The organism is Oceanobacillus sojae, assembly GCF_900162665.1.
Lineage (GTDB): Bacteria > Bacillota > Bacilli > Bacillales > Amphibacillaceae > Oceanobacillus > Oceanobacillus sojae_A.
Genome location: NZ_LT727809.1, coordinates 227026 through 250459 on the forward strand (window position 1 = coordinate 227026; position 23434 = coordinate 250459).

General features: G+C 37.4%; 26 protein-coding genes. 22 read left to right on the forward strand and 4 right to left on the reverse strand.

The window, feature by feature from the left end:
* The 4 genes from BN1068_RS01395 (at position 1) to BN1068_RS01410 (ending at position 2573) form a co-directional block, all read left to right on the forward strand.
* The gene (locus tag BN1068_RS01395; RefSeq protein WP_077601056.1) at positions 1–624 is read left to right on the forward strand and encodes a cytochrome (ubi)quinol oxidase subunit III; all 624 of its coding nucleotides are present in this window, start codon (positions 1–3) and stop codon (positions 622–624) included.
* A 3-nt stretch (positions 625–627) separates the two neighbouring features.
* A complete protein-coding gene (gene ctaF / locus BN1068_RS01400) occupies positions 628–948 on the forward strand; it encodes a cytochrome c oxidase subunit IVB (RefSeq protein ID WP_077601057.1) in 321 nt (106 codons plus the stop codon).
* A gap of 238 nt (positions 949–1186) precedes the next feature.
* Positions 1187–2095 carry a cytochrome c oxidase assembly factor CtaG gene (gene ctaG, locus BN1068_RS01405; protein WP_077601058.1) on the forward strand — a complete coding sequence of 303 codons (909 nt, stop codon included), beginning with the start codon at positions 1187–1189 and terminating at the stop codon, positions 2093–2095.
* Between the two features lie 22 nt (positions 2096–2117).
* Positions 2118–2573 carry a DUF420 domain-containing protein gene (locus BN1068_RS01410; RefSeq protein ID WP_077601059.1) on the forward strand — a complete coding sequence of 152 codons (456 nt, stop codon included), beginning with the start codon at positions 2118–2120 and terminating at the stop codon, positions 2571–2573.
* A 78-nt stretch (positions 2574–2651) separates the two neighbouring features.
* On the opposite strand, the gene BN1068_RS01415 is transcribed toward BN1068_RS01410, so the two are convergent.
* Positions 2652–3017 carry a YugN family protein gene (locus BN1068_RS01415; RefSeq protein ID WP_077601060.1) on the reverse strand — a complete coding sequence of 122 codons (366 nt, stop codon included), beginning with the start codon at positions 3015–3017 and terminating at the stop codon, positions 2652–2654.
* A 441-nt stretch (positions 3018–3458) separates the two neighbouring features.
* On the opposite strand from BN1068_RS01415, the gene BN1068_RS01420 reads away from it, so the two are divergent.
* The 7 genes from BN1068_RS01420 (at position 3459) to coaD (ending at position 7709) form a co-directional block, all read left to right on the forward strand.
* Positions 3459–4526: a CAP domain-containing protein gene (locus tag BN1068_RS01420; protein WP_077601061.1), complete on the forward strand. Its 1068-nt coding sequence runs from the start codon at positions 3459–3461 to the stop codon at positions 4524–4526.
* A 232-nt stretch (positions 4527–4758) separates the two neighbouring features.
* Entirely contained in the window at positions 4759–5163 is a 405-nt protein-coding gene (gene ylbD / locus BN1068_RS01425) for a spore coat protein YlbD (RefSeq protein WP_077601062.1), read from the forward strand.
* Positions 5164–5173: 10 nt separating this feature from the next.
* Positions 5174–5407 carry a YlbE-like family protein gene (locus BN1068_RS01430; RefSeq protein ID WP_077601063.1) on the forward strand — a complete coding sequence of 78 codons (234 nt, stop codon included), beginning with the start codon at positions 5174–5176 and terminating at the stop codon, positions 5405–5407.
* Positions 5408–5582: 175 nt separating this feature from the next.
* The gene (locus tag BN1068_RS01435) at positions 5583–6020 is read left to right on the forward strand and encodes a YlbF/YmcA family competence regulator (protein WP_077601064.1); all 438 of its coding nucleotides are present in this window, start codon (positions 5583–5585) and stop codon (positions 6018–6020) included.
* A gap of 20 nt (positions 6021–6040) precedes the next feature.
* On the forward strand, positions 6041–6313 hold the full coding sequence (locus BN1068_RS01440; RefSeq protein ID WP_077601065.1) for a YlbG family protein: 273 nt from the start codon (positions 6041–6043) through the stop codon (positions 6311–6313).
* A 343-nt stretch (positions 6314–6656) separates the two neighbouring features.
* Positions 6657–7226: a 16S rRNA (guanine(966)-N(2))-methyltransferase RsmD gene (rsmD, locus tag BN1068_RS01445; RefSeq protein WP_077601066.1), complete on the forward strand. Its 570-nt coding sequence runs from the start codon at positions 6657–6659 to the stop codon at positions 7224–7226.
* Positions 7227–7229: 3 nt separating this feature from the next.
* On the forward strand, positions 7230–7709 hold the full coding sequence (gene coaD, locus BN1068_RS01450) for a pantetheine-phosphate adenylyltransferase (RefSeq protein ID WP_077601067.1): 480 nt from the start codon (positions 7230–7232) through the stop codon (positions 7707–7709).
* 249 nt (positions 7710–7958) lie between these two features.
* Here coaD and ylbJ read toward each other — a convergent pair whose 3' ends face one another.
* Complete coding sequence (gene ylbJ, locus BN1068_RS01455) at positions 7959–9167, reverse strand: sporulation integral membrane protein YlbJ (RefSeq protein WP_077601068.1); 1209 nt, start codon at positions 9165–9167, stop codon at positions 7959–7961.
* A gap of 228 nt (positions 9168–9395) precedes the next feature.
* Between ylbJ and BN1068_RS01465 the strand changes: the two genes are divergently transcribed.
* Positions 9396–10421 (forward strand): SepM family pheromone-processing serine protease, encoded by a 1026-nt coding sequence (locus BN1068_RS01465; protein WP_077601070.1) that lies wholly within the window; start codon positions 9396–9398, stop codon positions 10419–10421.
* 201 nt (positions 10422–10622) lie between these two features.
* On the opposite strand, the gene BN1068_RS01470 is transcribed toward BN1068_RS01465, so the two are convergent.
* Positions 10623–11828, reverse strand: a complete 1206-nt coding sequence (locus BN1068_RS01470) for a nucleotidyltransferase (protein WP_077601071.1) — start codon at positions 11826–11828, stop codon at positions 10623–10625.
* Positions 11829–12140: 312 nt separating this feature from the next.
* On the opposite strand from BN1068_RS01470, the gene BN1068_RS01475 reads away from it, so the two are divergent.
* The 3 genes from BN1068_RS01475 (at position 12141) to BN1068_RS01485 (ending at position 13502) form a co-directional block, all read left to right on the forward strand.
* Entirely contained in the window at positions 12141–12671 is a 531-nt protein-coding gene (locus BN1068_RS01475) for a YceD family protein (RefSeq protein ID WP_077601072.1), read from the forward strand.
* Positions 12672–12716: 45 nt separating this feature from the next.
* Positions 12717–12890, forward strand: a complete 174-nt coding sequence (rpmF, locus tag BN1068_RS01480) for a 50S ribosomal protein L32 (protein ID WP_077601073.1) — start codon at positions 12717–12719, stop codon at positions 12888–12890.
* A gap of 144 nt (positions 12891–13034) precedes the next feature.
* On the forward strand, positions 13035–13502 hold the full coding sequence (locus BN1068_RS01485) for a Myb-like DNA-binding domain-containing protein (RefSeq protein WP_077601074.1): 468 nt from the start codon (positions 13035–13037) through the stop codon (positions 13500–13502).
* Positions 13503–13566: 64 nt separating this feature from the next.
* On the opposite strand, the gene BN1068_RS01490 is transcribed toward BN1068_RS01485, so the two are convergent.
* Positions 13567–14049 (reverse strand): N-acetyltransferase, encoded by a 483-nt coding sequence (locus BN1068_RS01490; protein WP_077601075.1) that lies wholly within the window; start codon positions 14047–14049, stop codon positions 13567–13569.
* A 379-nt stretch (positions 14050–14428) separates the two neighbouring features.
* On the opposite strand from BN1068_RS01490, the gene BN1068_RS01495 reads away from it, so the two are divergent.
* From BN1068_RS01495 to BN1068_RS01525, 7 genes are all read left to right on the forward strand, one after another.
* A complete protein-coding gene (locus BN1068_RS01495) occupies positions 14429–14809 on the forward strand; it encodes a DUF3397 domain-containing protein (protein ID WP_077601076.1) in 381 nt (126 codons plus the stop codon).
* 102 nt (positions 14810–14911) lie between these two features.
* On the forward strand, positions 14912–16540 hold the full coding sequence (gene bshC, locus BN1068_RS01500) for a bacillithiol biosynthesis cysteine-adding enzyme BshC (RefSeq protein WP_077601077.1): 1629 nt from the start codon (positions 14912–14914) through the stop codon (positions 16538–16540).
* Between the two features lie 197 nt (positions 16541–16737).
* Positions 16738–17169, forward strand: a complete 432-nt coding sequence (gene mraZ / locus BN1068_RS01505; RefSeq protein WP_077601078.1) for a division/cell wall cluster transcriptional repressor MraZ — start codon at positions 16738–16740, stop codon at positions 17167–17169.
* A gap of 19 nt (positions 17170–17188) precedes the next feature.
* Positions 17189–18169 carry a 16S rRNA (cytosine(1402)-N(4))-methyltransferase RsmH gene (gene rsmH / locus BN1068_RS01510; protein WP_077601079.1) on the forward strand — a complete coding sequence of 327 codons (981 nt, stop codon included), beginning with the start codon at positions 17189–17191 and terminating at the stop codon, positions 18167–18169.
* Positions 18154–18540: a cell division protein FtsL gene (gene ftsL / locus BN1068_RS01515; protein WP_254846682.1), complete on the forward strand. Its 387-nt coding sequence runs from the start codon at positions 18154–18156 to the stop codon at positions 18538–18540. The genes rsmH and ftsL overlap by 16 nt, the downstream gene beginning before the upstream one ends.
* A gap of 17 nt (positions 18541–18557) precedes the next feature.
* Complete coding sequence (locus tag BN1068_RS01520) at positions 18558–20822, forward strand: penicillin-binding protein (RefSeq protein ID WP_077601081.1); 2265 nt, start codon at positions 18558–18560, stop codon at positions 20820–20822.
* 609 nt (positions 20823–21431) lie between these two features.
* The gene (locus BN1068_RS01525) at positions 21432–23366 is read left to right on the forward strand and encodes a stage V sporulation protein D (RefSeq protein WP_077601082.1); all 1935 of its coding nucleotides are present in this window, start codon (positions 21432–21434) and stop codon (positions 23364–23366) included.
* The last annotated feature ends 68 nt before the right edge of the window (positions 23367–23434 follow it).

Here is a 23434-nt window from a genome sequence, read left to right on the forward strand (position 1 = left end):
ATGAGTCATGATCATTCCATTGATCCAAAGAGTATGCCCAAAGACCCTTCCAAAGCGACAACTGAAGGAAAACATAAATTTATGGGTTTGTGGATATTCCTTGGTGGCGAAACAGTTCTTTTTGCCTGCCTGTTTGGAACATACCTTGCTTTAAGGAATTCAAATGCTGGCGGGCCAACAACTCAGGAATTATATGGACTTGGTCTGGTATTCTTAATGACTGTTTTACTTTTAACAAGCTCTTTAACAAGTGTGTATGCAATTTATCACATGAAGAATAATGACTTTAAAAAGATGCAGCTGTGGATGGGAATTACAGCATTATTAGGTATCGGTTTCCTTGCTTGTGAGATTTATGAATTTGCTCATTATATTCATGGTTATGGATTTACATTCCGTTCTTCAGCATTTGGGTCCTCCTTCTATGCTTTAGTTGGCTTCCATGGAGGACACGTTGCATTCGGATTATCATGGATTATCACGTTAATGGTACGTAATGCAAAGCGGGGATTAGATTTGTATAATGCGCCTAAATTTAATACATTTGCTCTATATTGGCATTTTATCGATGTAGTGTGGGTATTCATCTTTACAGTTGTTTATCTGATGGGGATGGTGAGTTAATTTATGACAGACGAAATGAGTACAAGAAAAATTAATTCGTTCCAAAAACAAAAGAATAAACAAGAGATGCAAAGAATGGTAGTCAGCTTTGCTTTAATGATCATCTTTACATTAATTGCATTTGCCCTTGTTATGCTGGAGGTACCATCTACTTATGTTATTCCAATAATATTACTCCTTGCTTTTGTTCAGGTAGGTTTTCAGTTTTTTTACTTTATGCACTTAAAGGACAAAGGACATGAAGTACCTTCCCAGATTATCTATGGAGGAGTATTTATTACTGTAATGGTAGCATTAACATTTACGGTCATTACCTGGTGGTAAGTAAGAGAGAGACTCTCATTCAACTCTTTTTAATTAAAAAACGCTATGATGATTAATTAATCATCATAGCGTTTTTAAATATAATATTTTATTGAATGATCTTTTCATCAAGTGCGAAAGTTGAGTTGTGACAGAGAAATATATAGATATGTTTTAAAATCGTCACAATCCTACTAGAGAATTCCTATTTGTTTTAAGGTATAATAGACAGAGCAGACTAAAGTGGAGATGATTATGTATGTGGTTGGATATACAAATATTTGGGTTTCGGGCCTTGTGGAGCCCCTACTTTATGATATTTATAGTTCTGGTTGCTTTAGCTTATTTTTTAATTACAGGTCCATATCGTTATAAATTTGACGGTCATGATAGAGTATCTGTGAAGCAGCAACTTTCTTTTTACGCTGCACTGCTTTGTTTATACATTGTTAAAGGTGCACCAATTGATTTACTTTCACATATAACACTGACTGCCCATATGATTCAGATGGCAATTTTTTTGCTTGTTGTTCCAATATTAATAATCGCAGGAATACCGGCCTGGTTATGGAGAACAGTAATTGATCGGCCTGTTATAAAACCTGTTGTGGAAATAGGAACAAAACCTTTGATTTCGTTATTAGTATTTAACGGCTTATTTTCTGTGTATCATGTACCTGTTTTCTTTGAGTTTGCAAAGTCTTCGCCAGTGATTCATTTTTTTGTACATGGAATATTATTTATTGCAGCTTTTTTCATGATATTTCCTTTACTGTCACCATTGAAGGAATTTGATCGCATGCAGCCTTTATTGAAAATAGCCTATATTTTTGCAAACAGTGTGTTAATAACACCGGCATGTGCGTTGATTATTTTTGCGCCGGAACCGCTTTACGCCACGTATACGCAGGGAGGCGCATGGATGCAGGCGATGAGTTTGTGTGTACCGGGAAATGTATTACAGGGGCTTGCTCCTGGGTTAACTGGACCAGAAATGTTTACACCGATTAGTACGTTAGAGGATCAGCAGCTGGGCGGTATTATAATGAAGATTATGCAGGAATTTACTTATGGGGCTATTTTAGCAGTTGTTATCTTTTCATGGTTCAGAAAGGAAAGTAGTAATAAAATAGATCCGCTGCCGCCAACTACAGCAGAATCGCATTAAAGAAATATTGGAGGATAAAGAAATGCATTTACTACCAACAATTAGTACATTTTTCATTGCTTTAAGTGCAATACTTGTAGCAATCGGCTGGGCGTTAATTATCAAAAATAAAAGGAAGCAGCATAAGAAAGTAATGATAGCAGCTGCTGTCAGCGCCCTACTTTTCTTTATTATTTATGTGTCACGTACTGTATTTATAGGAAACACAAGCTTTGGAGGACCTGATGATATAAAAACATATTTTACAATTTTCCTGATCTTCCATATTATTTTAGCGACAGTTGGAGCTGTATTTGGAGTTGTAACACTTGTACTGGCATTTAAAAGAAATATTAAGAAGCATCGCAAAATTGGCCCGGTAACAAGCATTATTTGGTTTTTCAGTGCAGTTACGGGAGTTCTTGTTTATATCTTTCTGTATGTAATGTACGATCCAGGGGAAACGACAAGCATGATTAAAGCAATTTTAGGTTTATAGGCTATTGCAAGATCAGGTATAGGTTAAAATTAAAAAAGGGTACAATGCTTCTGTGATAGGAGCATGTACCCTTTTTTATTATTTCTTGTAATACTGAAGTTCTTCACTAAGTTTCGCAAGCAGTGTGTTTGCTCTTTCTACAACGCTTTCAGGGAAGTTCTCTTCCTCGCCATACTCTACTCCATGAGGATAATAATGTTTACCGAGCAGTGGAGTCAATAATTTGATAACAGCATTACGTTTATCAACATCCCCATCGATAGCATATCCCTGTACGCGAATATAGTATGTAATATTTTTTTCGTTGGAGCCAATTTTGTAATCATAAGTAACACGTTCGTAATCCCATTGTCCTGCACGGATAAATGCCAGATTAGCTGTTACATGATCTAATACCTGCACATCAATAATCGTGTCTTCTATCCCTGTGTTTTCAAATCTCATTATTCTTTCACCTCATCAAAAATATTCTGCTTAATTTAAGGATAATACGAAACAGTAATAGATGCAATAGAAACCGTTAACGATAGTAAAGAAAGGGCATACTTATCAAGATAACTGCATGAAAGAAATTGATAAATCGGCTATTTTTCTTTTTTTCTAAAGTATCAGCTTGCGTTTTAATTTTGTGATTCCTAGTTCATGCTAAAATTAAATAGTTTAGATACATTTATTTGTGTTTTTGCTTTATAATGGCTTATATATGTTGTGATTAAATGCTGGTTAGAAAACATTGAGATTTTTTGAATGCGTACATATAAAGAATTATTGATATATTAAGTTACAGGTAATTCGATTTGAAAGTATACAATAGTAAATAATGGGGTATAAAGTAGATAAGTAGATTATTAATGATATATTTGTCTGCCAGATGGGGGTTAAATCATGAAGATGATTCGTAATATTATGATAATCATGATTATTGCACTCCTAATATTTATTGTTATTAACCAGATAAATTCATCACCTAAAGAAATTGTAAGGGAAGTAACCACACATTTGACTGATGATGAAGATTCCATAGAATCCAAGGGGACAGCAGCAGAACTTCCTCAGATGAATTTAGAAGGCGATTTATATCAATGGATAGGAAAGACGTCAACAGAACTTACGGATGAGCTGGGAGAACCGGATAGAATTGATGTTAGTGCATATAATTATGAATGGTATGTATATAATAACTCGGAAAGCCAATATGGTATGTTTGGAGTTTTAGGAGATGAGGTTGTATCAGTTTATGCTATTGGAGAAGACTTGGAGATTTCGCCGATAGAATCAGGTGCAAGTTACGTAGAAATAGCAGATAAATTCCCTTTTTTAAGTGAAGTAGATTATTCTGACGATAATTCTTCGTTTACTTTCCGATTAACAACAGAAGATCTTCAGATGAGACCTTTAGTCAAAATAAGTGATAATACATTTATTCAATTCTATTTTGATACATTTACAGAAACGCTTTCTTCAGTGAGAATTTCAACTGGAGACGCACTTTTACTACAGAGACCGTATGAAATTGAGTATCGGGGTGAACTGCCTGATCAGCCTGAATTCAGTGAGAAAGAGTGGGGAGAGATTCAGGAGGGAATGGAACAGCAAATTCTCGATATCTCTAATATTATGCGTTATCAGCGTGACCTTCCTCGTTTAGAGTGGGATGACCAAGTCAGTCTGGTTGCATATGATCACAGCAGAGACATGTATGAGAATGATTATTTTTCTCATGTCAGCTTAGAGGGAGACGGGTTAAAAGAACGGCTGGAGGCAAGACAGGTTGCCTATGTTGCGGCTGGTGAAAATATCGCTGCCCAATATCCGGATGCCCCTGCCGCAATGGAGGGCTGGCTAAACAGTGAAAGTCACCGGGAAGCGTTATTAAGTGATGAATACAGCTACCTTGGAGTAGGGGTATATCGATTCTATTACACGCAGAACTTTTTAGGAAAACCATTCTAATATACTTATTAGTAAAAGAAGCCACCAATTCTAGGGGGCTTTTTTTAGAGTAAGAAAGTATAAAATGCGGAGGATAACCGCTCCAACAGGTTTCATGGGATGAGTAATCTTAGGCCCCAGGACGTTGCGAACTTAACCGGACTCCCTTTTTTATTCTGAGCCGTAAGCACATTTTTAAGCAATTTACATAGGTTATTGTAGGAAGTTGTAATAAAAAAAGGACGGTGAGAGAATGAATCAATTACATCCCAGTGTTGCAGCATTTAAAAACTTTGTGAATCGCCATCCTAAATTGTTGGAGGAAATCAGAAAAAGTGGCAGGGGATGGCAGGAATTTTATGAGAAGTGGGCAATTTTAGATGAAGATGATCCTTTTTGGAAAGAATATAAAATCAAAGAACCCGATACTGATACACAACCGAAAAATCAAGAAAGTAAAAAAAGCAAGAAAACAGACCACTCTGATCTTATCCGGCAGATTATGGATTACACACAAAATCTAGATACAGAAAAGGTACAAGGACAAATTGAGCAGTTAAGTAAAGCTATTGGAACTGTACAGGAAATGATTGGTGATATTAAAAAGCCTTCTGCTGCTAAGGTGCCCAAGGCTCCTTTTTCATTAAGAAAAGATTAGAGGGGATAAAATGGATAATGAAGTAATTACTTATCTTAAACAAAATCCAGATATTGCAGAATTTGTCCGGTATCATCCAATATGGTATCGTTATTTGATGCGGGATCCTGATCGGCTTACGGAATTAAAAAAAGAAGCAAAGAAATTTTATGGAAAAACATTTCCCCAAAAAGTAAATACCTTCTCGAACCAATTACAAATGGTAAGAATGTTTGCAGAGATGGCTAAATCAATGAAGGATTAAAGTCGCCTCTGTTTTCTTTCAAATCATAAAATGGTATGATAAAAAGGATAACTATTAAAAATTAATGATGCAGCCAAGCTGAATAACATCTAATTTAATAGTTAATGGCATAAACCTTACTTAAGAGATATTCTCTTTTTATTACATGCATTAATTTGTTCGTGGAGGTGTGAAAATGATTGCTACAATGGAATATGTAGATATATTGGATGAATCGGAACTTGTTGGAAAAATGATTTTACAATCCGATGTAATGGAGCAATATCAATCAGCAAAGAAAGCATTGGATGAAGATAAGGAAGCGCAGAATCTAATTAGGACATTTGCAGATGTCAAAGAGCATTATGAAGACGTGCAGCGGTTCGGCAGGTATCATCCGGATTATTATGATATTATGAAGCAGGTGCGTTCCAAAAAGCGTGATATGGATATGCATGATAAAGTAGCGGCTTTTAAAATTGCTGAAAGAAATCTGCAAAAACTTTTGGATGAAATTAGCCAGTTTGTAGCTGAGAGTGTCAGTGAGCAGATTAAAGCACCTAAAGATGGTGCAGCATTGACAGACAGCGGGTGCGGCTGCGGCAGCGGCGGAGCTTGCGGCTGTGCATCATAAATAAAAGGGAGGATGGCAGTATGGTAGAAAGACAGGGAATTGTTGTCTGGTTTCAGCATATGAAAAATGTCAGACAGCTAAAAAAACATGGTCACCTTATTCATGTTTCTAAAAAACATCGATATGCGGTTATTTATGTTAATCGTGAGGATATGGATGCGATCGAGAAAAAGTTTAATCAGTTTGCTTTTGTTTCTAAAGTGGAACGATCCCAGAAGCCATTTATTCCGACAAACTATGAGAATGCAAAACCGGATAAAGCGAAGCAATATGATTATAAAATGGGAATTTAATCAGAATGGACAGCTTGTTTCTTTATTTTTTAAAATAGAAGACTTACAGCCGGCTGCACTTGTATAAATTGTATATAAAAATAAAAAAACCTGCAGTCAAAACTACTGCAGGTGCTTTTATTTTTAAATAAAAATAAAAGGCTAAAGGGAGAGGAGAAACCGGATGAAGAGCTTATGGGGAAGAATAAGCCTTCTTCCGTTTCAACTAAATCATGTTTAGCTGAATCATTATATTATTATAGACAAAGCAAAAAATAATATACATATCAAAATAAAATAATTTGCTAAAGCTGAGAATCGTGGTAGACTATTGACGAGCCAAAAAGAGCTGAGGTGACCTGGAGTGCGTGTAATAGCTGGAATACATAAGGGAAGAGGGCTAAAAAGTGTTGCTGGCGAATCTACAAGACCGACTACTGATAAAGTGAAAGAAGCTGTATTTCAAATAATGGGCCCTTTTTTTTCAGGTGGATCCGGATTAGATTTATTTGCTGGAAGCGGATCACTTGGAATTGAAGCGTTGAGCAGAGAGATGTCTAAGGTGATTTTTGTAGACAAGCATCCAAAGGCAGTACAAACCATTAAAGAGAATTTGAAAACGCTAAAACTGGAAAAGCAGGCAGAAGTATATCGAAATGATGCACAGCGAGCTTTAAAGGCAATCTCTAAACGTGAATTGCAATTCGATTTAGTACTTCTGGACCCGCCATATAAAAATAAAGACTATTTAAAATTACTTGATTATCTTCTCGATAACCAAATGCTTAAAGAGAATGCAATTGTGTATTGTGAGCATGATAAGTCTAACATGCTGCCAAATGCGTATAAATCTTTAAAAGCAATTAAACAAGCGGATTATGGCGGTTTAGTTCAAGTTACTATTTACCAAATCGAGGAAAGCGAGGAAGCGTGAACTATGAGAAAACTAGCGATATGCCCCGGGAGTTTTGATCCAGTTACAAACGGGCACTTAGATATTATCAGTCGCGGTGCAAAAGTATTTGAAGAGGTAGTAGTTACAGTGTTTAATAATCAGTCTAAATCACCACTTTTTACTGTCGAAGAAAGAAAACAGTTATTAGAGGAAACATTAAAGGATTTCCCGAATGTGCGGGTTGATTCTTCCAGTGGATTACTGATGGATTATGCGAGAGAAATAGGAGCAACTGCTGTTATCAGAGGGCTTCGTGCAGTCAGTGATTTTGAATATGAGATGCAGATTACTTCGATGAACCGGAAATTAAATGAAGATGTGGAAACCTTATTTATGATGACAAATACAAAATATTCTTTCTTAAGCTCAAGTATGGTAAAGGAAGCAGCTAAATACCAGGGAAATATTTCTGGCCTCGTTCCGGATGTTGTGGAGCAGGCGCTTAAGGAGAAATTTAAATAAAAAAGTTGGATGCATGATTTCTGTTTATTACATATAATTGTGTGTTCAAAAAGTAGCTAAATTAGAAGCAAGAAGGTCAACGCAGAGATTCGCCGCTAATCATTTGGGAACTTTTTGAACATCCTCTATAAGCTAAAACTTACTGACCTGAAAAAATTGCAATTCATACAGTAGTTATATTTATTCATGTTTTACAATGAAGAGAGCCTGATTTATCGGGCTCTCTTTTGGTGTATAGTACGAATATAATTATGTCTTTTTTATTTTATAGATAATAATAAAGATAGCTGCTGCCAAACTTAAGATAGTTATTGACGGGCCAATATTCTGTAAAAAATAGTAAGTATTCATCCAAATGGAGGAATCTTGTATTGTGGCAGCAGGAATTTCATTAGAGTTGATAACGATTCGATCGAGATACAGTGGTTTGTATAATAAAATAGTTAAAATAACAGCGATTGTGCCATGTAAAAGACGGGCTAAAAAATATGGGTAGAAGCGGATATCCGTCTTCGCTAAAATACTGGCAACCTGTGCTTGTATGGATAAACCGTTAAATCCAAGGATGAAGCTGATTAAAATTGCTTTTTGCAATAATGAATCAGTTGTTACTTGAGATATTAAGTTTGATCCAACAGTAATTTCGAATAATCCTGATATAAATGGAAGTCCCAATTCTTTTGGCATTTCAAAAATAGGAAGAACTGGTTCAATAAAAGCTGCGATAATCGGTGTTATATCCATCAGAAAAAGAAGTTTAATCAATACAGAAAATAAAATAATAAAACCGCCGACCATAACAAGTGTCTGGATTGAATTTAATACGGCATCTCCTAATATTTCGCCGAAGGGGCGTGTATTCTTTAAACGGTTTCGATGCATTTCTTGAAATGCTCTTTTCAGTGAAAATGAATATCTTTTTTTCTTGGTCAAGTGCTGTTCCTGTTTCTTTCCATGAAAACGCATGATGACCCCGACTATAGTGTTTGCTGAATAATGACAAATTGCCAGAAGTAAACCCAGTTTAATGTTATAAAAAAAACCGGCAGAAATAGCTCCGAATATAAAGAGCGGACTTGAATTATTTGTGAAGGATACCAGTCTTTCTGCCTCTATCTGTGTTACTTGTTTTTCTTCCCGGAGCCGAGCTGCTATTTTTGCTCCTGTCGGATAACCGCTTGCCATACCCATGATCCATCCAAAACTGCCGGCGCCGGGTATATTAAATAATGGCCTCATAATCGGTTCAAATAAAACACCTAAAAATTTAACAACTCCGAATGCTAACAATAGTTCAGCAGTTATAAAAAATGGTAACAGTGACGGAAAAACAACCTCCCACCACATATTTAATCCGCGGATAGCTGCCTCTAATGCCTGATCCGGAAATCGTATTAAACTGAGGCATAAAAAAATTGATATGCCAGCATAACCGAGTGTTTTTAGTTTTTGCTTCAATCTGATGTCCCCCTATTAGAAAGAAAGCGCCATTATGTTGCCTGTACTTTCTGTAATGAAGTATCTACTCTGTACAATTATTGTGGGAAGTAGTAGAATAATGCTAGCTTGTCCGATGTATAATGTTGATAAAATAAAATTGTTATATAAGATATATATACGCGAATACCATATAAAAATATGCCATAGATATATTTTTAGTAAAGATGCCGGGAAGGGGAATAACACGTGTTTCGTTTATCAAAAAAAAGAATTATAGGTTTATTAGCAGTTGTGTTGGTTGTTTATTTTTTAGGAGTTTATCAATTACCGTATTATATACAAAAACCAGGCGGAGCTGACCCGTTAGATCCAATTGTAGAGGTAGAAGACAGCTATCCAAGCGAAGGTGATATGCATTTAGTAACAGTCAGTGGAATGCAGGCGACACCCGTTTTGTATGCTGCTGCTTTATTATTACCGCATCATGATATTCTGCCGTTAGATCAGGTCTTCCCGGAAGGAATGACTCAGGAAGACTATATGGCTGCACAGCTCCAAGTGATGGAAAGCTCACAGCAAGCTGCAACAGTGGTTGCTTATGAAGCGGCTGATAAAGATATAGATATTTCATATAATGGTGTATATGTAGTGGCGGCGGTAGAAGGGCTGCCTGCAGAAGGTAAATTAGAAAGCGGCGACCGTATTACTGGAATTGATGATACAGAAGTTCATGAATCTCAGGATTTGATTAATTATATTGACGGGAAAGAAGCGGGCGATACTGTAACTGTTATGTATGAACGGGATGATGAAGAGCATACAGCAGATCTGGAGTTAGAACCGTTAGATGATGAAGGCAGCCGTATGGGGATTGGAATTAATCTTGTGACAGACCGGGGAGTTACGGTAAATCCAAAAATTCATTTTTCCAGCGGCAGTATCGGCGGTCCAAGTGCAGGGCTTATGTTTTCATTAGAGATTTATGATCAGTTGGTAGAAGAAGACTTAACAGATGGTAAACAAATCGGTGGAACTGGTGAAATTGATTATGAAGGAAATGTTGGCCGAATTGGCGGAGTGGACAAAAAAGTGGTGGCATCTGACAAAGAGGGTGTGGACATTTTCTTCGCTCCAAATGAAGGAGGACGCGAAGACTCAAATTACCAAGTGGCGGTTGAGACTGCCGAAAGTATAGGAACAGACATGGAAATCGTTCCAGTGGATACTTTTGAAGATGCGGTAGAGTATTTAGAAAGTATTGCTGATGAATAAAATAAAAAGGATTTCTGTATCACATATCGGTAGTGATGCGGAAATCCTTTTTTGTGCCGATTTACTTATTTTAAAAATGGGGCAGTTATCAGTCTCTTTTTTAATACTGCTGGTTTTAATCCGGATGTAATTCCTCTAATATCAAGTGTTTCTGCCGTTTCATCCAATGAGAGAAGAACGAAAATTCTTGCTGAAAGGATTTCACTTTATAATTATCGGGGATTTAATTTCCTGTAAGAAGAATTTTCGTTGTTTACTGCCGGGCAAGACACTGTAATATGCTTTGGCAGCTCTTTCTTCTATTTGCAGGGATGGATGCTGTATTTGATTGATTTTTGTAATAAATGGCAGCTCAGCTTGTTTTTTCTGCTGATTTAGATAAGCCTGTCCGGTTTTATTCATAGCAAGAATCCGTATGTAACCTACATTATTTGCAAGAATATTTTCTTCTTTTTTTGTATTCGTTAGAATATGCACAAATATACGCTGAAGCCTGGTCCATGTATACCGTTTTGTTTTTAAAGCGGTCATCCATTCTTGAAAAGATGAAGCGTTTGAAGCGGTACGTACGATTCGATGCTCAAGTCCCTCCACAATACCTTCTATTTGTCTTAGTTCTGTTATAGTCATCGTTTCCACACGGTATTTTAAAAAAGGAAAATATAACTCCCAATCGTGCCAGCAGCCTGCCTCATATTTGTAACTTTGTAAAATATCTAAAGTAGCTGCCGGCATTGTTTCTGCAGCCGATTCAGATGCAGAAGGATTTTTAAGAACTTCTTTACGGATACTTGTTGCGCTGGCAATGTTCCCTGTGATTGCAGTATCATGATAATTATTCTGAATCCGTTTAATTGTAACAGGCTTTATAGGGTACTTAGCGTCTTTAATTGCCTGAACGTAACTTAAACCTAATATATTGTTCGGTTTGGACACATCAAGTATATCAGAAATGCCAAAAATACTTTGATAAGCTTTTGTTGCTGCATCAGGGTATGCGTGCCCCTCATTTAAGTATGTTTTCACGTAGGTTTCATATTGATCATGATATTGCTTTTTAAGCAGATAAGCATCTGAAAAAGAATGGATATTCCCCGATTCACTGCCAAAGCATATTGAATTTACTCCCGTATGATAGAGGATGTCAATTGCTCCTTTGGCAAAATAATCACTATACTGAACAGCATAAACATAAGGCAGTTCTATAACCAGATCTACTCCTCCAATAATTGCTGCTTTGGCCCGGCTATATTTATCCATAATAGCCGGCTCGCCACGCTGTAAAAAGTTCCCGCTCATTACAGCAACAACACAATCAGCATTTGTTTTTTCTTTTGCTTGTTTTAAATGGTATTGATGCCCATAATGGAAAGGATTATATTCTACAACTAAACCGCAAGCTTTCATACACTCACCTCTATTTTTAAGTAATTCTATTTTAACATATTTATAGCTGTAAACAGATTTTCGATAATATATGTATTATGTTTGGATATTCATCTGTAAAAAGGTTATAATTTCTTACATATTGAGCATTAAAATAATAGCAGGAATAATAATAAAAGCAAAAGAATGATATAAGAGAAAAATGCTGCCAAAATGATTGTAACGGATGTTTTCTGCTTCTTTTGTCAGGTAATACTCCTTCTGTAAAGAAAATATATTGACAAACGTGGCATTTTCTTTTATCATTTATCTTGTTGCCTAGAGGTGATTTTAATGAAATTAACAATTAATCAGATTAGAAAAGGTTCCGTAAATGAGCCGTATTTCTTTGATGGCCAAGCAGATGTGACAGAACTGGAAATGATGAATAATGATATTCGTAAAATTTCTCCAGTGCATGTGACAGGGCAAGTAACCATGCATGGTGAAGAGTTCTATGTGAGCTTTCATTTAAATGGAGAAATGACACTCCCTTGTGCCCGTACATTGGTGGACGTTCCTTATCCGTTTGAAATAGATGCAAACGAGGTTTTTTCTGCATCTGCTTATTATGGAAGAGAAGAACAGGAACAAGAAATTCATCCAATTCAGGGAGAAGTTCTTGACTTAACACCATATATCAAGGAAAATATATTATTGGAAATTCCATTCCGCGTTTTTGCTGATAACGCTGATTCGGATGAGGCAGCTCCTTCTAGCGGGAAGGACTGGGAATTTGTATCTGAAACTAAGGAAGAGAAGTCCATCGATCCAAGACTAAAAAAATTGGAATCTCTCCTTAATAATAAGCCGAAAGAAAAATAAGAATCTGATTCAAGTTTTACTTTCATTTTGAAGGAGGTGTAAGTCATGGCAGTACCTAAAAGAAGAACTTCCAAAAAAGTAAAAAACCAACGCCGTACGCATAAAAAATTACACGTACCTGGTATGGTAGAATGCTCTAACTGTGGTGAATTAACAAAACCTCATCATGTTTGCAAATCTTGCGGACATTATGATGGAAAAGAAGTTGTAAGTAACTAATTCCAATTAATAAAAGCAGATCACAATACGTGGTCTGTTTTTTTATGGAGAAAATGAAGCGATTTGGATAATTTTAATATAAAACGATTCTAGCATACCTATTTTTTGCATACATTGATAGCAAACCCTATTAGGAGGTATGTTATGAACGATACAAGACAGGATGCTTGGACGGAAGAAGAGGACAGATTGCTAGCAGATACAGTATTACAATGTATTCAGGAAGGCAGAACACAATTAGAAGCATTTAAAGAAGTTGCTGAAAAATTATCAAGAACAGCAGCAGCATGTGGATTTCGTTGGAATGCAAAGATAAGGAAGCAGTGTCAGGAGCAGGTTCAAGCCGCAAAAGAAAAAAGAAAAGCAGGGTTAAAGCAGCGAATTACTTATCCGGCAATAGAAACTTCTTCCATTCATTCTATTGATACTGCCATTCAACTGCTAGAAAAAATGCGGACAGATATGCCGCAGCAGGAAGATTTTGTGAAGCGTGAAGAATTAAATGAAGCCATGCAGGAAAACAGAGATTTAAAAAAGAGACTTGAAGTATATGAAACGGTATGGGGGAAAATAAATCATCTTATAGAGGATGTGCAGAAGACACGTTTGTAAACCGTATCTTCCGGATTTTCGGGAATTCATTCGAATCTTATTTAAATAAAAAAAGACAGGAAGCTTATTGCTTCGTGTCTTTTTCTTTAACGCCTTCAGGTAACCAGAGTAATGGATTTTCTCCCAAATCACGTTCCATTTCATAATGCGGCTTGATAAAGTTCATCTTTTCCCAAAAACCATGTGAGTTAATTCTCGGACTTGTTTTGATAGGAAGATGAAAGCTTTTTGCAAAATCCACAAGCGCTTTTCCATATCCCTTCCCTTGATAGTCAGGAAGTACTTCTAATTTCCACAATGTCAGAAAATCCTGCGAAGGTTCAAAATAAAAATCATATTTCTTACTCACTTCATACAGACTCATTCTGGCTATTAAGTTATCTCCAATATAGATTCCGTAAAAAGGAGATTTACTATTATTCTCAATAATCTTATTCTGCAAATCTTCCATCATTGTTAATTCCTGATTTCCATATTCACGAAAACGCTTAAATTTTTCCAGTGTTTTAAAATTGATGAGTAAATTTTCTATCTTTACATTTCCCATATTAACTCCTCCTGCATAGTGTAGTATCATATTCATTAAGAACATTTAAAGATGAATGTGGATTTCCCTCTTTGTCTAAATTATAATACATACAATACGAATTTAAAATTATTTCTGTTATTTTCATACAAAATCAGCTAAAATGAATCACATCGCTCTATCTTTTTGAAAGAATAAGAAAGTATATAAAAATGTCGGAGTCAATCGCTCCAACGGGTTTCATGGGGTGAGTCATCGCAACCCCAGAAATACACTACGCTTTCCGCAGCGGACATCTTCTTGGTCAGAACACCAGTATTTTAAAGACCAAGTGATTTTCTTGGTTTTTCTTAACACAAACTTTAATGAATTATTTGTTTTTTAGGCAGGGGGGGAGAGAATGAGAGATTATATTTACTATACACTGGCTCTATTTATTGCATTTCCATTCATTATTACTTTTTTGGCGTATTGGATAACGAAACTCACTAAAAAGCATACATGGAAAGCGGTACATAATGCTGTCCAGTGGTCAGCGATATTTTTTATCTTAGGTGTCGGGATTTTATTGCAGCTTTTATTTGACCGAAGTTTTTTCGGATGGATTATCCTGTTGTTCTTAATCAGCCTGGCGGGAATTTTAATTCATCAATATCGAAATCAGACAGAAATAGAGGTATCCAAAGCGATTAAAATTGTTTGGAGAAGTGCATTTTTATTGTTTTCTTCTGCTTATATTATTTTAAGCTGCATTTATATTATCTCTGAGGTTTTATCATAAGAAAACGGCAATTAATTTCCTCTGGAAGCAGATTAGTTTGATTCTTACAGTTTTTTCTGTACAATACGGAATGTATCCAATTCGATATAAGGGGAAAATGATATGCAGATAAATCCATTAACTTTACCAGCTGCTAATAAGCTGGTAGCTGATTATAAAAATGAAGCAGATAATATAACAAAAATGTTTGATTACCATCCATATAAGGATTTTCATAAACGGCTGCAAGATGTATCCGAAAGAGAGTTTGACCGGAATGAGCTGACAAATGTATTACATAAATTAAATAAAGAATGGGGAGCGCCAGAAGAGACGTTAAAGCAAATTGACCGTTTAAATGATAAGCAGAGTACGGTTGTTATCGGCGGTCAGCAAGCTGGTCTTTTAACTGGCCCTGTCTATACGATTAATAAAATTATTTCCATTCTTCAGCTGGCAAAACAGCAGGAAGAAGCATTGGGAACACCTGTAATTCCCGTATTTTGGATTGCCGGAGAAGATCATGACTTTGAGGAAATAAATCATATTCACTGTCCAAAAAAAGACGGAGATTTTAAAAAAATAAAGTTTCATACCCGGGACACAGATGCCGGAAAGAAGTCTGTATCAGAACTGGAACTGGATAAGGAAGAGCTTGAGAAGTGGAGTGCTGCTGTTTTTGAAGAATTACCGGAAACAGCACATACAAAAGATATCTGTACGCTGATTCAGGAAGTACAAAATCAAGCAGCTAATTATATTGATTTCTTTGCACGTCTTATTTTTGTGCTATTTGAAAATCAGGGGATTGTCCTCGTGGATTCTGGAAATCCTGCCTTCCGTAAGCTGGAGACAGATTGTTTTCTGGAATTGATTCAGAAACAATCGCAGATTAGTAAATCTGTGGCTGAAACGCTAAAAGAATTAGAAAGCCTTGAATACCCGCTTGCTATAGACGCTGAAAAATCAGATGGGAATTTATTTTACCATGATGATATTGAAGGAAGAATTTTGTTGAAAGCAGCTGAAAACGGGAGTTGGGTTGGAAAACAGCAGGAAATTTCTTTTTCTCAGCAGGAATTGATGAATATTGCCAGAAATACACCTTGGAAATTGAGTAATAACGTCGTAACCAGACCGATTATGCAGGAATATATGTTTCCTACTTTGGCTTTTATAGCCGGACCTGGCGAAATAGCTTATTGGGCAGCGTTGAAATCGGGTTTTCATGTAATGAATTTGCAAATGCCGCCAGTTGTTCCAAGACTTTCATTCACGTTTTTAGACGCTTCTACAAAAAAGATATTAACAAAATATCAGCTGCGTGTTGAAGATGTTATATTAAATGGGACTCAGACAACAAGAAAAGCGTATATGAAAACGAACGGGCGTCAAGAAATAGACCAGGTAACAGACGGGGTTATTGAAAAAATTAAAGAGGCACATCTGCCTATTCAGAATATGGCTGACGGAATGGGAGATGACATACAGGCCCTAAGCAAAAAGAATTTAACCTATTTGTTAGAGGATATTCGATTTATGAATAAACGTTTTCATAAAGAATTTGAGAAGAAGCATGCCCGGGAGTTAAATGAATTTAATCAGCTGGAGCAGGTTCTTCATCCACATGGAGGTCTGCAGGAACGTATTTGGAATCCGTTATTTTTATTGAATCATTATGGCATCGAAATTATTTCACAGCTGACTGCATTTCCACTTGATATGGAAACAGGACATTGGGTGGTTGAATAATTTCTCTCCACAAGTCCCCACCACAGGTTTATATTTTTTTGAAAAACTGTCTATCTATTGATATGACAGTTTTTTTTATGGTTTTTAAAAAGAAATTCAGACGCTTTAAAAGAAGGATATAAAATATTTTTGAATAAATGGTGGAGCATAGTGGAGGGATGTGGTATTATGAATTTACGAAAGTGGGGGGCGTCTTTATGTTTATGGGAGAATTCCTGCATAGCATTGATACAAAAGGACGAATCATTGTTCCTTCTAAGTTTAGAGAAGACTTAGGGACAAGTTTTGTATTGACGCGTGGTCTTGATAAATGTTTATTCGCTTACCCCAAGCACGAATGGGAAGTTTTGGAAGGGAAATTAAAGCAGCTCCCACTGACTAAAAAGGATGCCCGTGCTTTTACACGTTTCTTTTTCTCCGGTGCAATGGAATGTGAAATAGATAAACAGGGAAGAATAAACATTCCTGCAAATCTGCGAGCGTACGCTAATCTGGAAAAGGATTGCAGTGTGATTGGCGTTTCGAACCGTGTTGAGCTTTGGGCCAGCGATCACTGGAATACGTATGTGGAAGAATCTGAAGAATCATTCGCAGAAATCGCTGAGAATCTAATGGATTTTGATATTTAAGAAAAAGTTGGTGGCTTAGATGTTTGAACATTACAGTGTTTTAAAAGAAGAAACTATAAAAGGGCTGGAAATTAAGCCGGACGGTACCTATGTTGATTGTACTGTCGGTGGTGGCGGTCATTCTTTGGAAATTGCATCAAGACTTGATCAAAACGGCAGGCTATTTGCCTTTGATCAAGATATACAGGCATTAGAGGCTGCAAAAAAGACGTTGAGTGCATATACGGAGAGAATTACATTTATACACTCAAACTTTCAAGGATTGCAAGAAAACCTCTCAGAACAGGGTGTTATACATGTTGATGGAATCCTATTCGATTTAGGGGTGTCTTCTCCACAGCTGGATCATGCTGACAGAGGCTTCAGTTACCACCAGGATGCAAAATTAGATATGCGTATGAACCAATCCCAGCCGCTCTCGGCATATGAAGTCGTGAATGAGTGGAGCTATGAACAACTGGTATCCATCTTTTTCAAGTATGGCGAGGAGAAATTCTCCAAAGGGATTGCCCGAAGGATTGAAAAGGAAAGAGAAACAAGGCCGATTGAAACAACTGGAGAACTGGTAGAAATTATTAAGGATGCTATTCCTGCACCCGCCCGTAGAAAAGGCGGACATCCGGCGAAACGTATTTTTCAAGCAATACGTATTGCTGTAAATGATGAGCTGGAAGTATTTAATCAGGCACTTCACCAGGCTGCTGAGGTAATAGGTAAAAATGGAAGGATAGCAGTAATTACATTCCATTCATTAGAAGACCGTCTTTGTAAACAGGCTTTTAAAATGTGGAGTACAGATAAGCCTGTTCCCAGACAAATTCCTATTGTACCAGAATCACATCAGGCTCCTTTTAAACTGATAACAAGAAAACCAATTATAGCTCAAATGGATGAATTAGACGAAAATCGGCGATCACGTTCAGCAAAATTACGGATTGTCGAAAAAATAAATGAATGGAATAATGATTTCCGTTATGAAGAAGGGTGGAAAAAGAGATGAGCGAAAACCAGGCAAGAAAATGGCAAGTAAACCCCCGATATAATCCTCAAGAAGAATCCCAAACAGTAGTCAGAAAGGTAAAGAAAACACCTTGGATTACCAAAGGAGAAAAAGTGATTTATTCCATTACAGGTGCTGCAATTTTAGCATTTGGAATTGGTATCGTTTCTTTTGCATCTGGAACTGATTCCTTGAATCGTGGTATGCAAAATGTAGAAACCAATATAAACAACCAAAAAATAATAAATGAAAATTTAAATTTTGAGAAGGAAGAATTATCACGCCCTGAGAGAATTACTGAAATTGCGGAGAAAAATGGATTGAAAATCCAAAATTCGGAAGTGAAACAAGCAGAAACAGTTAACAACTAGCAAGGGGTTTCTTTAAAATGAAAAAAAATAAGACGGCAAACATAATGGCCGGTGTTTATACACTGATTTTTGTTGCCCTGTTCCTTGTCATTGCAGGAAGATTTTTGTATATACAGGCAACCGGTGAAGTTAGCGGAGTTGCATTGGGTGAGTGGGCAGAGAAGCAGCGTTCGGCTTCTTTTACAATGCAAGCACAACGCGGAAAAATCATGGATAAAAACGGCATGGTTTTGGCCTATGACCGCCCTGCGTATCGAATGTATGCTATATTAGACGAAGCTTACTCCGAAAATTCACCAAAAGCCCTGCATGTTTCAAATACAAAGGAAACAGCGGAAAAACTGGCACCTATTTTAGAAGTGGATGAGAATGAAATAAAAAGTATACTGGATGATGCAGTTAATACAGGGAAATTCCAGGTTGAATTTGGAAAGCTGGGACGTCAGCTTTCACAGCAGGTTAAAGAGGAAATAGAGGATACAGAAATTCCGGGAATTTACTTTGATGAAGAACCTATGCGTTATTATCCAAATGGTATATTTGCATCGCACATTATTGGTTTTGCCCGTGAGATAGAGGAAGAAACCGAGGATGGTATCGAACATAGCATTACTGGTATAACTGGCATGGAAAATGTCATGAATGAAGTTCTTGGCGGGAAGGATGGATTTATTTCATATCAGCGAGACAGGTATAACAAGAAATTATTGGATCCTGATGAGGTTATCCAAGAACCGGAAGATGGAGATTCTGTTTATTTAACACTTGACCAAAAAATTCAAACCTTGTTGGATGATGTGATGACCCAGGTGGATGAGCAATATAATCCTGCGAAGATGAACGCCATTATTATGGACCCGAAAACGGGTGAAATTCTTGCCATGAGTACCCGGCCAACCTACAACCCGAATAGTCCTGATAATGTTGAAAACTGGTATAATGATCCGATTTCTTCTCCTTTTGAACCAGGCTCTACCTTCAAGATTTTTACATGGGCAGCTGCCATTGAAGAAGGGGTCTATAATGGAGAAGAGACATTTAAATCTGGAACCTACCAGCCTAACGAACGAATTGAAAAAATCAGAGACCATAACCAGGGTAAAGGCTGGGGAGAAATTTCTTATGATGAAGGTTTTATGCGTTCTTCCAACGTAGCTGCGTCTAAATTGCTCTGGGAAGAAATTGGAGCAGATAAATTCTATGAATATATTAAGGCGTTTGGCTTTGAAGATCCGACCGGCATTGATCTTCCTGATGAAGCTGTCGGCCGCATTCAATATAATTGGCCTTCCGAAAAATTAAGAACGGCCTTCGGACAAGGAACAACCGTTACTCCTATCCAGCAGATGAAAGCTGCTTCAGCAGTTGTTAATGATGGGAAAATGGTGAAGCCATATGTCGTAGATAAGATTGTCGATTCTACAACAGGAAATGTTATGGAAGAAACAGAGCCGGAATATGCCGGTCAGCCGATTTCAGCAGAAACAGCAGAACAAATGAGAGAATTGCTGACTTCTGTAGTAAATGATGAGCATGGAACAGGCGCACCATATAAGTTAGATGATTATGTTGTCGGTGGTAAGACAGGGACAGCGCAAATGCCGGATCCTGAAGGAGGCGGCTATTTAACAGGAAGAGAGAACTACGTGTTTTCATTTCTGGGGATGGCTCCTATGGATGACCCTAAATTAATGGTTTATGTGTCCATCCAGCAGCCGGAACTTGAGGATACAGAATCAGGCTCGGCACCTCTTTCATTTATTTTTAATAATGTCGTAGAAAATAGTCTCCATTATTTAGATGTAGAACCGGATGAAAATGAATCCGACGGTATTGATGAAGTAGAATTTCCAGAAGTAAAGGATGAATCTACAGAAAATATTCAGTCTGATTTAGAAGAAAAAGGACTGCGGCCGATTGTAATCGGTGAAGGAGAAAAAATAATTTCAAGTAATGTGGAAGCAGGAGAAAAAATATTACCAAACGAAAAAGTTCTATTACTTACAGACGAACCAACAATGCCGGATTTAACAGGCTGGTCATTAAGAGAAGTGATGGAATTTGCTGATATGCTGCAATTACAGACAGAAAGATTTGGTAATGGTTATGTCACTTCCCAAAGCATTGAGGTTGGAAAACCAATTCAAGAAGGTGACTACTTAGGCTTCGAATTAGAAACACCTTCTGGAGATACATCATCTGATGATAGTGAAAATGATGAAGCTGACACTGAAAATGATGAAGAGGATACAGCAGAAGACGAAGGTTCGGAAGAAGAATAAAAAAAGCTTGCCGAAAAAGTAATTACTTTTTCGGCAAGCTTTTTTCTGTTTATAAACGTAACTTTTGCCCCTGAGAATAAGCATCTATACCTTCCTATTCCCAGGATGAATATGTTCTACATTATCCTGCTTGCATGTTGTTAAATCATCTTTCTATATGAAATGGAGATTGTGTATGGCTCCGCTCCGACCAAGCACTCCGCTTTCCGACGTACAAATGTTTCCGGTGGGGCGAGTAATCGCAGTCCCAAGACGTACTAGTGCAGACGTTGCAACAACTCTTTTCGATGGGGTGAGTAATCGCAACCCCAGGACGTTGCGATCTTAGTCTGCCATGGGGACGGCTTCAGCTAATTTGAAAAGAAAACCGCTTTTCAAGCGGATCTTCAGCTCGCCCTGTTCCCATAGGAGTCTCCGTGGTTGGTCTGCGCTCAATTAGGTTACTACAGCGAATGAAAGGAGTCATAACCTGATGGAGTTGGGGGAAATTTAGAAGAGCAGCAGACTTGTTATAGAAATACACAACTGGCAACTATAAAAGATAGCTTGTTCTATTCCATTTTTTTCATTCATATAGTGGATACAAAGCATGATGAAAGGAGTTCTTTCATGAAACGCGCATCCACAATTATAATAAAAAAACGGATTGTCACTGTTTTTTTATTTGCGATTCTTATTTTTCTTGTCATTATTGCGAGGCTGGCCTATGTCCAGCTCGTATTAAGTGATGATTTATCAGACAGTGCCAATGATTTATGGACAAGAGATATCACATTTGCCGCAGAAAGAGGATATATTCTTGATTCTGAAGGAGAGATTCTTGCAGAGAATGTAACTGCTCCTACTGTCTTATTAATGCCTCGGCAAATAAAAGAACCTGAAGACACTGCTAAACTTTTGGGGGGAATTCTCGATGTGCCGACAGAAAGAATGATGGAATTAGTTACACAAAATGCTATGAGTGTGATGGTGAGGCCTGAGGGTATCAAAATTAATAATGAGCAGGAGCAGGCAATCAGGGAATTAGATTTAGATGGTGTTTATTTGGCCAAGGATTCAAAGCGCCATTATCCAAATAACAGTGCTTTATCCCATGTGCTAGGCTTTACGGGGATAGATAACCAGGGATTAATGGGACTTGAATTATATTATGATGATAAATTAAAAGGAGAGAATGGAAGCTTATCGTTTTATTCAGACGCAAAAGGCGGAAGATTGGATCAGCTTGCGGATGAATATAAATCTCCAAAAGATGGTTTGAATTTAAAAACAACGATTAATAATAAAGTGACAACAATTATGGAAAGAGAGCTGGACCAGGTTGTAGCGAAATATAATCCGGATGGAGCAATGGCGATTGCTGTTGACCCCAAAACAGGTGGAGTATTGGGGATGTCCAGCCGTCCAAATTTTGATCCAGAGAATTATCAGGATGTGGATGCTTCTATATTCGGGAGAAATCTGCCCATTTGGAGTACTTATGAACCTGGATCTACCTTTAAAATTATTACATTGGCTGCTGCTTTAGAAGAAGGAGTCGTTGATTTAGAAAAAGACCGGTATTATGATGATGGCGATATTAAAGTTGGCGGAGCAACAATCCATTGCTGGAAGCGTGGCGGGCACGGGGATCAGTCATACCTTGAAGTTGTCCAAAATTCCTGTAACCCGGGATTTGTAAATTTAGGCCAAATGCTGGGAACAGAAAAGCTATTTTCATATATTGATGCCTTTGGGTTCGGTAAAAAGACAGGTATTGATCTGCAGGGAGAAGGAAATGGCATACTTTTCAAACCGGAAAATGTAGGACCAGTTGAATTAGCAACGACGTCCTTTGGACAAGGTGTTTCTGTAACACCGATACAACAGGTGATGGCTGTTGCTGCAACTGTAAATGGCGGTTATTTATACGAACCGATGATTGCCAAGGAATGGGTTGATCCTGTCACAGGAGAAGTTGTTGAATCCTATGAGCCTCATTTGAAGGGGCAAGTAATCTCCCAGGAAACATCTAAAACGATACGGGAAACATTAGAAACAGTAGTTGCACAGGGAACAGGAAGGCCTGCTTATGTTGATGGATATCGTGTTGGCGGTAAGACAGGTACGGCTCAAAAAGTAGGACCGAACGGCGGTTATTTAGAAAATAACTATATTGTATCCTTTATCGGTTTTGCACCTGCGGATGATCCGGAAATTGTTGTTTATCTGGCTGTTGATAACCCTAAAAATACGATTCAATTCGGTGGTGTTGTTGCTGCACCTGTTGTCGGAACAATTATTGATGATAGTCTGCGGGCGATGGGCGTAGAGAAGCGTATAGATGGATTAGAGAAAGAATATGCCTGGCCTGACCAGCCTAAAATAGAAGTACCGGATTTTATAGGAGACAGTACGGATAAATTGGCGGAGTATCCTTTAGACCTGTCCATTGAAGTGAACGGCGAAGGAGAAGAAATTATTGACCAGTCACCGAAAGCAGGGACAATGCTAGAATCTGGAAGTACTATCCGGTTATTTTTAGGTCATGAAAATAATCGTTAAATCCAAAAAAATTTGCTATAATAGATTCTGTTATCTTAATAATGTAATGTGCTACAAAAGAGGGTTGG

Coding starts and splice junctions, on each gene's coding strand:
- BN1068_RS01395 (WP_077601056.1), top strand. CDS start 1: ATGAGTCATGATCATTCCATTGATCCAAAGAGTATGCCCAAAGACCCT.
- ctaF (WP_077601057.1), top strand. CDS start 628: ATGACAGACGAAATGAGTACAAGAAAAATTAATTCGTTCCAAAAACAA.
- ctaG (WP_077601058.1), top strand. CDS start 1,187: ATGTGGTTGGATATACAAATATTTGGGTTTCGGGCCTTGTGGAGCCCC.
- BN1068_RS01410 (WP_077601059.1), top strand. CDS start 2,118: ATGCATTTACTACCAACAATTAGTACATTTTTCATTGCTTTAAGTGCA.
- BN1068_RS01415 (WP_077601060.1), bottom strand. CDS start 3,017: ATGAGATTTGAAAACACAGGGATAGAAGACACGATTATTGATGTGCAG.
- BN1068_RS01420 (WP_077601061.1), top strand. CDS start 3,459: ATGAAGATGATTCGTAATATTATGATAATCATGATTATTGCACTCCTA.
- ylbD (WP_077601062.1), top strand. CDS start 4,759: ATGAATCAATTACATCCCAGTGTTGCAGCATTTAAAAACTTTGTGAAT.
- BN1068_RS01430 (WP_077601063.1), top strand. CDS start 5,174: ATGGATAATGAAGTAATTACTTATCTTAAACAAAATCCAGATATTGCA.
- BN1068_RS01435 (WP_077601064.1), top strand. CDS start 5,583: ATGATTGCTACAATGGAATATGTAGATATATTGGATGAATCGGAACTT.
- BN1068_RS01440 (WP_077601065.1), top strand. CDS start 6,041: ATGGTAGAAAGACAGGGAATTGTTGTCTGGTTTCAGCATATGAAAAAT.
- coaD (WP_077601067.1), top strand. CDS start 7,230: ATGAGAAAACTAGCGATATGCCCCGGGAGTTTTGATCCAGTTACAAAC.
- BN1068_RS01470 (WP_077601071.1), bottom strand. CDS start 11,828: ATGAAAGCTTGCGGTTTAGTTGTAGAATATAATCCTTTCCATTATGGG.
- BN1068_RS01475 (WP_077601072.1), top strand. CDS start 12,141: ATGAAATTAACAATTAATCAGATTAGAAAAGGTTCCGTAAATGAGCCG.
- rpmF (WP_077601073.1), top strand. CDS start 12,717: ATGGCAGTACCTAAAAGAAGAACTTCCAAAAAAGTAAAAAACCAACGC.
- BN1068_RS01485 (WP_077601074.1), top strand. CDS start 13,035: ATGAACGATACAAGACAGGATGCTTGGACGGAAGAAGAGGACAGATTG.
- BN1068_RS01490 (WP_077601075.1), bottom strand. CDS start 14,049: ATGGGAAATGTAAAGATAGAAAATTTACTCATCAATTTTAAAACACTG.
- BN1068_RS01495 (WP_077601076.1), top strand. CDS start 14,429: ATGAGAGATTATATTTACTATACACTGGCTCTATTTATTGCATTTCCA.
- bshC (WP_077601077.1), top strand. CDS start 14,912: ATGCAGATAAATCCATTAACTTTACCAGCTGCTAATAAGCTGGTAGCT.
- mraZ (WP_077601078.1), top strand. CDS start 16,738: ATGTTTATGGGAGAATTCCTGCATAGCATTGATACAAAAGGACGAATC.
- rsmH (WP_077601079.1), top strand. CDS start 17,189: ATGTTTGAACATTACAGTGTTTTAAAAGAAGAAACTATAAAAGGGCTG.
- BN1068_RS01520 (WP_077601081.1), top strand. CDS start 18,558: ATGAAAAAAAATAAGACGGCAAACATAATGGCCGGTGTTTATACACTG.
- BN1068_RS01525 (WP_077601082.1), top strand. CDS start 21,432: ATGAAACGCGCATCCACAATTATAATAAAAAAACGGATTGTCACTGTT.